The sequence below is a fragment of the Paenibacillus baimaensis genome, from assembly GCF_025567575.1.
Genome location: NZ_JAOQIO010000127.1, coordinates 1 through 7,077 on the forward strand (window position 1 = coordinate 1; position 7,077 = coordinate 7,077).

The 7,077-nt window shown below is 42.0% G+C and carries 4 protein-coding genes and 2 pseudogenes; 1 reads left to right on the forward strand and 5 read right to left on the reverse strand.

Annotated elements, in window-relative coordinates; translation table 11 throughout:
- Nucleotides 1–471: 471 nt before the first annotated feature.
- Nucleotides 472–678: a hypothetical protein gene (locus OB236_RS39720; RefSeq protein WP_262689091.1), complete on the reverse strand. Its 207-nt coding sequence runs from the start codon at nt 676–678 to the stop codon at nt 472–474.
- A 761-nt stretch (nt 679–1,439) separates the two neighbouring features.
- Between OB236_RS39720 and OB236_RS39725 the strand changes: the two genes are divergently transcribed.
- The gene (locus OB236_RS39725; RefSeq protein WP_262689093.1) at nt 1,440–2,225 is read left to right on the forward strand and encodes a HipA family kinase; all 786 of its coding nucleotides are present in this window, start codon (nt 1,440–1,442) and stop codon (nt 2,223–2,225) included.
- A 1,849-nt stretch (nt 2,226–4,074) separates the two neighbouring features.
- On the opposite strand, the pseudogene OB236_RS39730 reads toward OB236_RS39725, so the two are convergent.
- From OB236_RS39730 to OB236_RS40300, 4 genes and pseudogenes are all read right to left on the reverse strand, one after another.
- Nucleotides 4,075–4,449 (reverse strand): annotated as a pseudogene (locus OB236_RS39730) (M13-type metalloendopeptidase); the annotation flags it as partial.
- A gap of 172 nt (nt 4,450–4,621) precedes the next feature.
- Nucleotides 4,622–5,434: a CPBP family intramembrane glutamic endopeptidase gene (locus OB236_RS39735; RefSeq protein WP_262689095.1), complete on the reverse strand. Its 813-nt coding sequence runs from the start codon at nt 5,432–5,434 to the stop codon at nt 4,622–4,624.
- Nucleotides 5,435–5,678: 244 nt separating this feature from the next.
- Complete coding sequence (locus OB236_RS39740; protein WP_262689096.1) at nt 5,679–5,990, reverse strand: YbjQ family protein; 312 nt, start codon at nt 5,988–5,990, stop codon at nt 5,679–5,681.
- Between the two features lie 335 nt (nt 5,991–6,325).
- A pseudogene (locus OB236_RS40300) lies at nt 6,326–6,840 on the reverse strand (group II intron reverse transcriptase/maturase); the annotation flags it as partial.
- Between the last annotated feature and the right edge of the window lie 237 nt (nt 6,841–7,077).

Sequence of the window (7,077 nt, forward strand, 5' to 3'; positions counted from 1 at the left end):
TGTCCTCATGTTCATGTCTGGTTAAGCTATTGTTATCCGTTAGTTCAATAGATTGATGCCATAGCAAAACTGTCCGCACGAACCAGTTCCGTGCGTTGTTCCTCGTCCGGATCGCTAATGACGGAACAGCAGTAACACATGAAATATCCCGGACTCCCCAGAGCTCCTCCCCTCGCTGCTGATCATTATCGGACTATATTCTTGTGAAAGGTTTCAGTTCGCCGAACCCAAACACACCATGGTTTACTGTAAGTTAATTTTATTAAAAGCAACGATAATATTAAGGAAACAAGTGGACTAATCGTAAACCCAGATAATGATAATATTAGTATTTGGCCTTCAAGATCGACTCTTCTCTCCAAGTAAGTTCCTAAACAATATACTATGAGAAACCATATATTTAAAGCTACTGTTAGAAAAGAAATTGTTTTCATTGTTCTATTGTATAACAGTCATTTACACCTCCGTAAATTATGTATGCCGACTATTTCTAATTCGACCGACAGGAAAGTCTCCAAATTGTTGCATACGATTAAAATAATCACTTGGAAAATTTCCTCCAAACCAAGATAAGAAACCAAAATCTACTCCTGATAAGACTCCTTGACAAACATTTGAACAAGTATTGCCCCCACTATATTGAGGTGCTTTTTGGAATATCGACATTGCTCTTTCCATCATACTACTCTTTTGTCCTGAACGTTTTTAATTAAATTTCTTAACCCCTTTTGTTTGTTTGCTTGGTGTCTATTTTTGTGAATTAACTTCCAATTTAAGGAAAATAGAGAACTTTTTTTCCCGTAGTCTTACCACCGCAGTTTAGTCCAATGGAATTATGTTTACTCCGTCGGGAATGTAACAAGGTTCTTGTCATTTATAGGAAATGTAATAAGGTTCTTGACATCAACCGCTGACAAGAATCTTATTACATAACTAATAAAAACCGCAATTTAAGCAACTTTCAATGTAATAATGTTGTTGACTTCCGACAGATGATGTTTTCGTTGGATGATGACAAGAACATTGACCGATTAACGCGCGCGCCTCTCAAGAGCGTCATCGAAGCCCAGAATAAACCGCGCGTCCTTCATCAACTCACATTTAGGAATGATCACGATCAGTCATCCGTTTCATCCCCTACAAGGACAAATCTTCGCCCTGCTTAGTATTAGAGAAGTGAATGGATTACACCGGTACTCTTTACAAACAGATACCGGTGTTGTTTGCGTCCCTGAAATTTTCCGAGAAAATAGGTATTTGGACTGAGCCGATTTAAAAAAACGCGTCAGCCTGGGACATGAAATAAAGCCTTATTTATGACAAGGTTCACCGCGCTTCTGTAACGGCAAGTTTGAAAAATAATATCCCTTTTGTCCATACTCTTAAATTATTTTTGAATACTGTAATGTTAGATTCTATCAAAGAAGGGTTGCGGAGCGATGACATCTTTAGAACCGATAAAATATTTGGAGACGCTGTCTGGAAAAGCCGCACATTTGTTGTCATTTAATGATGGAAACCGTTATGCGGTGAAATGTAAAAACAATTTCCACGGAACAAGGGAACTGGTAAACGAATTCGTGATCGCCAGATTAGCGCAACACCTTTCTTTGCCTGTGGTGCCATTTAAATTAGTGAATATGACAGAGCGGCACATACAATATATACCAAAAAAATTTTCTTCCAAATACAATCCAGGTACACAATTTGCGAGCCTATTTATAGACAATTGCAGAGGCCTCTCGAAGGAACCTCCTCATCCGACTAAAATGGATATCAAAAATAACCAGGTATTGGCCGGAATTTTCGTATTCGACCATTGGGTGCATAACTCTGACCGTACAAAAAGCAACATTCTTTTGGAGCGGCTACCAGAAGGCAGATATGATATTCATATGATCGATCACGGTAAATGTTTTCCGGGAGGATATAAATGGAACAAAGCAACATTGCAAAAGCGCGGTAAGTTTAAAAAGGATTCTATCGTTCATATTTGGACTGTGGGCATGCTTGAAGATCCATCGATACTCTTTTCATATATTGAACAGATCCTTGATTTACCGGAAACCCTTATTGAAGAAGTGATTCGGGAAATTCCTGAGGATTGGGGTGTGCCGATTCAAGACAAGGAGGCCCTTGTTAATTATCTCAAAGTACAGAAAAAAATTTTTGCCGATTCGGTGTATCAATTTGCGAAAAAATATGGAAGGGGTTTAATTTTTTGACGGTGGCGTTACCACGCTAAACTCCCTTTTACTGCGTCAATGCAGCGCCTGCGCTAATGATGTTGTTTGAATGGTGCAAGGGGTTAACACTTCCACCGCTCGACTATAGTTGAAATTTGAAGCTATCAGATACAGATGTCTGTTCCAGTATATGGTATTATTTGATGAAAGAATGTTATTATTAGGTAATATTTTAAACTTATCAATTTCATTAAAAATGGTGGTTAGTGCTCGGATACAATACGGTGACCGTATCACAAAGGGATCGATGATAAATAGTCGTTTCACCACGCTCTACTGCCCGTCCCTTGAGAAAAGGCAACCAATCTACCTGGGCTGGCTGCCTTTCATGTTGGTTATTGAACTCTCGGTAACAATTAGGTAAGCATTTGATATCATCTCCAGCTTTTCCCTTACTCCACACCGGACGTGCCAGTTTCCCGGCATCCGGCGTTTCCTCTAACTGAATTTACTAAATCATAAGTTCCTCGTTACTCAAGGATATTGACGGTTTGTCATCCTAGTAGCTTGCACTGTGGCATCCATCGATGTCCCCACGTTCCTACCTGATCGGTGCAATTCACGCTTGGAAAACAATTTTTCTTTTCAGTTAGACTTGGGGCTGTTCCTCCACTCCCATTACAGGAGATTCACCAGTCGTGCCCCTGCCCTCACTAGGATTAATGTATTTCGGGGTAAAATCAGCTTTTTCATATTTATCACGGTATCTTATTTTTTGCCACTAATGCACTAATTCCCATATATTAGGACGCCGGAAATAAGTAATCGTTGCGTTATTCTGCTCGTTACTTGAATGAAACAGGGAGCTGCTGCGGTTAGTCGTCGTAAATAATGGTCAACATAGGCTGCAAGTTTTTTATTAAATGGTACTTTCATTGCTACATTTTGTGGCATATACGAATTCATTCGCTTTGAAATTTTCTTTTTATTGTTCGTGTTTAACGGGCACACTATATTTGTGTAGGTCAAATCAAATTGCTTATATGCTGTGTTTATAAAAAATTCAACGGGTTGTTTAAACTCCATATCAATCGAATGCTTAAAAGCCGTTTCCGGTATACTTTCTTCAACCATTTCATTTACAGCATTCCAATTGGGTACTGTTTTTTGTTCAGCACATGTAGTAGCAACCAGATCCACTGTTTAAAATAATTGATACATATTTGAATAGTCAGTCTATTGATTATCCAATGGAGTAGCAATCTATTGTCAACTTCTTTTATATTAGTTTGATTAAATAATTCTCTTCTATCACTTTCAAGTACACGTTGAATTAAACTTGTGACAATCGCAAAATTACTTGGGCATACAGAACTTATATCATTAGCTTTTAAATCTTTATAGAATTTTTCGGATCGAATTAGGGTATGTCTCCAAAAGATGTATGCATAAGGACAAATCTGCGGGAATTCCTCTTCTCCCTCCGCTTTCCTTAGCTCTTGTAGTACCCGTATACATTGACGATGTTGTTTGAGCTTTTTTCTTAAAAAACGGTCGACTGTCAAAAAACAGACTCTGTTTTGATGATAAATATCATCATGATAAGACACAGTTCTATAATACTCAGCCTTAGTATTCATTCTGATGCCATAAAAGCTCTTGGAAAATATAAGTGGAACCGTTTGAAATGAATCGGTTGACTCATAGCACTTGACGTCACGTTAAGTGTTAGCAATAATTTGCTCTTATTTACAGGAATTAAGGCCACTTAATGGTGTGAGAAGCTAGGATCACAAAAAAAGAGAGCCATGGCCAAAATTCTTATAACCAATGGAGGTGCCGTTGGCAACGTTCAATGGAAGGATTTTGGTATGGCTCGATATCATAGTTACGTCTCTTTTATTTGCTCATATAATATTTTACCAAAGCGTAATTCTATCTTTAGGGTGTACATAGCATCGCCTTTCTTCACACCAAATGTGAAGTAAAAATCATTGGTATTAGCAACCACGACATTTACCCTAAATTTGACCGGCGGATTAGGATCGATGGCTAGAAGGAATTGTTCAACTTCAGGAAGCGCCTTCTGTCTCCAAATGGTTGCCCATGAGGTATAGAACTCTTGAAGATTTGCATTCAGCAATTGTGTTACCGCATCAAGCACAACCTGCAGTCCGGCAATGTCTACATTATTTTCTGGTAATGTCCGTTGTCCGTTGATTTTTTGGCCCAGATACTCTAATTTGCTGTATTGGTCAACAACGGCCTTAGCTTTGGCTTAGAATTTATTATAGTCTTCTTTCGTCCACCAGTTGACCCGATTTCCAATCCCATCAAATTTGACGCCATTTGAATCAAGAGAGCACCTAGTCAGGACTGCTGGGCGGCGTGTTGGCTGCGAGACGAGGAGCGCGCTCGTCGACCGCACGGATGAATCAGCCGACTGATCGTGACACGCTTTGGGCGCTATCGCGTCGCTTTTCACGGCGGAGGATGATCGGAACCGTGATGACTGCAGCGATCACCAACAACGGAGCTAGTAAACCAGCGATGGGTAATGCCGACGCGCCATTCGCTGAGAAAACGCTAAAGTCCCAGAGTCCGTGCAGGAGCATGGAGGCCACGAGCGATCCGGTAGACCGCCGGGCGAGGTAGAAGATCGAACCGAGGCCAAATGCCATCACTACCTGGAACAGCGCACCCGCCCCTAGGCCCAGGAACATACCCGGCAGGTGGAAGACTGCGAACATCGCTGTTGAGAGCAGCCAGACTCCGGTTTCACCGAATCGGCTGCGCAGAGCGACTATCAATTGACCTCGGTGGATCATCTCCTCATTGAAGCCGACCATGATGCTGCCGACGATGAGATACAGCCACATGAGGGGCGTGACACGGGTGAAATCGCCGGTCAGCATGTTCACGATCGCGATGACCGTCATGATGATCGGGAGAGTCATCGTCCATCGAGAAAGACTCCGCCTTTCAACCAGGGCGGGGTTCCACCATCCGTAAATCGTGACTATTGTGAAGGTCAGCACAGCACCGCCGGACAGCGGTGCTACGTACCAGAGAAGAAGGGTCTGCTCACTCTCTCCTACTCGTGGGTAGTCGACGCCGTTGATCACGAAGATAGCGTAGAAGACTGCGATGTAGAGGAAATATGCGAGAACACCCCATCGTACGCGGGGACGAACTCGAAGGGCGGGATCCAAAGATTTTTGCAGCATGTCCCTATTGATTGACATCATAAACACTCCCAGTATAAATTAATATTTTCTTTCATTTGCTCTTGTTTTCTTAAGATTTCAACATCGACTACTTCTTTAGTTTGAATTAAGCAGCTATCTGTAAATGGCACTGACGAATCGGTCCTAATACAGCTGTTGCATTGTAACGAATTTGCTTTGTCCCTAAGCTAAGCAATGATGCGTTAGGTTTTTTCATTTGTATATAAACTCCTTCTCGTGAAATGATAAAATGATAAGACAGAAATTAGATAATGACTGCCGTTCCGCTGACAGCAACCATTAGCATACCTTGACGGACTACTTCGTAATTGACATCAACACCGATAATGGCATTGGCTCCCATTTGCGAAGCTTCCTGTGTCATTTCTTTAAAGGCTTCGTCTCTTGCCTCTCTTAACTTGGTTTCGTAGGCTTTCGAACGCCCGCCGACAAGATCAGTAAATGAAGCAAGAATATCTCTTCCGACATTAGCAGCCATAATAACTTCACCAGTTGCAATGCCGACATACTGCTTAACCGGTGAACCTTCAACGAGCGCTGTTGTTGTTACGATCATGCGTTCTCCTCCTCGTAAATTTTATTATCTCTGTGCTAATTTTATTCAACCACTAAGCGCAACAACAGTCTCGTTGAGCTGGCAAACGCGAAAAGAACGGAACACTTCATTAGCAGAGAATGAAACAGGAATCCAACGGAAGCGGCGGTGATGAGGAACTTGTTTGAATCGCTTCCTCATTTACAATTATAGTAGTCCAAGTTTAACAGAAGCTAAACAAATGGATGAAAACCAGCTAAATTTTGCTGCTGCCGTTTAGGTTCTGTTTAAGCAACTATGCTAAGATGGACAGGTGATAACGATGAAAAGTCTATTTAATATTAAAATCGCAATCTAGTGACCGACTCAATCACGCGTTCTCCTGCGCGTTTACTTGCAATCCGCGCAGGGTCAGTTCTCTGTCCAGGTCATCCAGTAGAATGTTGGCCAATAGCGGACTTAAGGGCCTCCTTTGTGGCGTTCCTTCCTCCGTCCTTTGACGGTTTCAGACCGGGCAAACGCACGACGCGGTGAAAGAAGTTCAGAGCTACATCCAGAGCGGATTGCGCTGGACGGTAGACATGGACTTGGAGAAGTTCTTAGACCTGACTGTGCGGGGAAAATTGCGCATCAAAAATCGGGTTCATTACTTGTAGAAAAGCCTGCTGGAAGAATCGGTCCATCACTGTCGTGATACCGAGCAGCCGTATATCACCTCCGGGTTTGGGGGTTTCCACCCATCTGAGTGGCATCGGTCTGTACGTTCCTGTGAGATGTTCGGCCTTCGCCGATTCCCAATGTGTTTTCAGGTAAACCTGTAGCTGTTTACCGTTACGCTGTCCACACCGAGTGATCCTCCGTTCTGCACCACTCGCCCGTAAGCTTGCCAAAGAGCACTTCCTTCAAGCGTTTCTTAAAAGGGCCGCATAAATCGCGGCTTTTTGTTTTAGGGGATAAAGTTATTGTCACGCTAAATGAACTTGATTCATTCTCAATCTCCATAGATATAAAGTACGTAATCGTGGGTTTCGTTAATATTAAATTCATCTATATAAGTTGAACTAAAGGAATTCATTTCCACATCGTCGAATTATAGCAATACAACCTA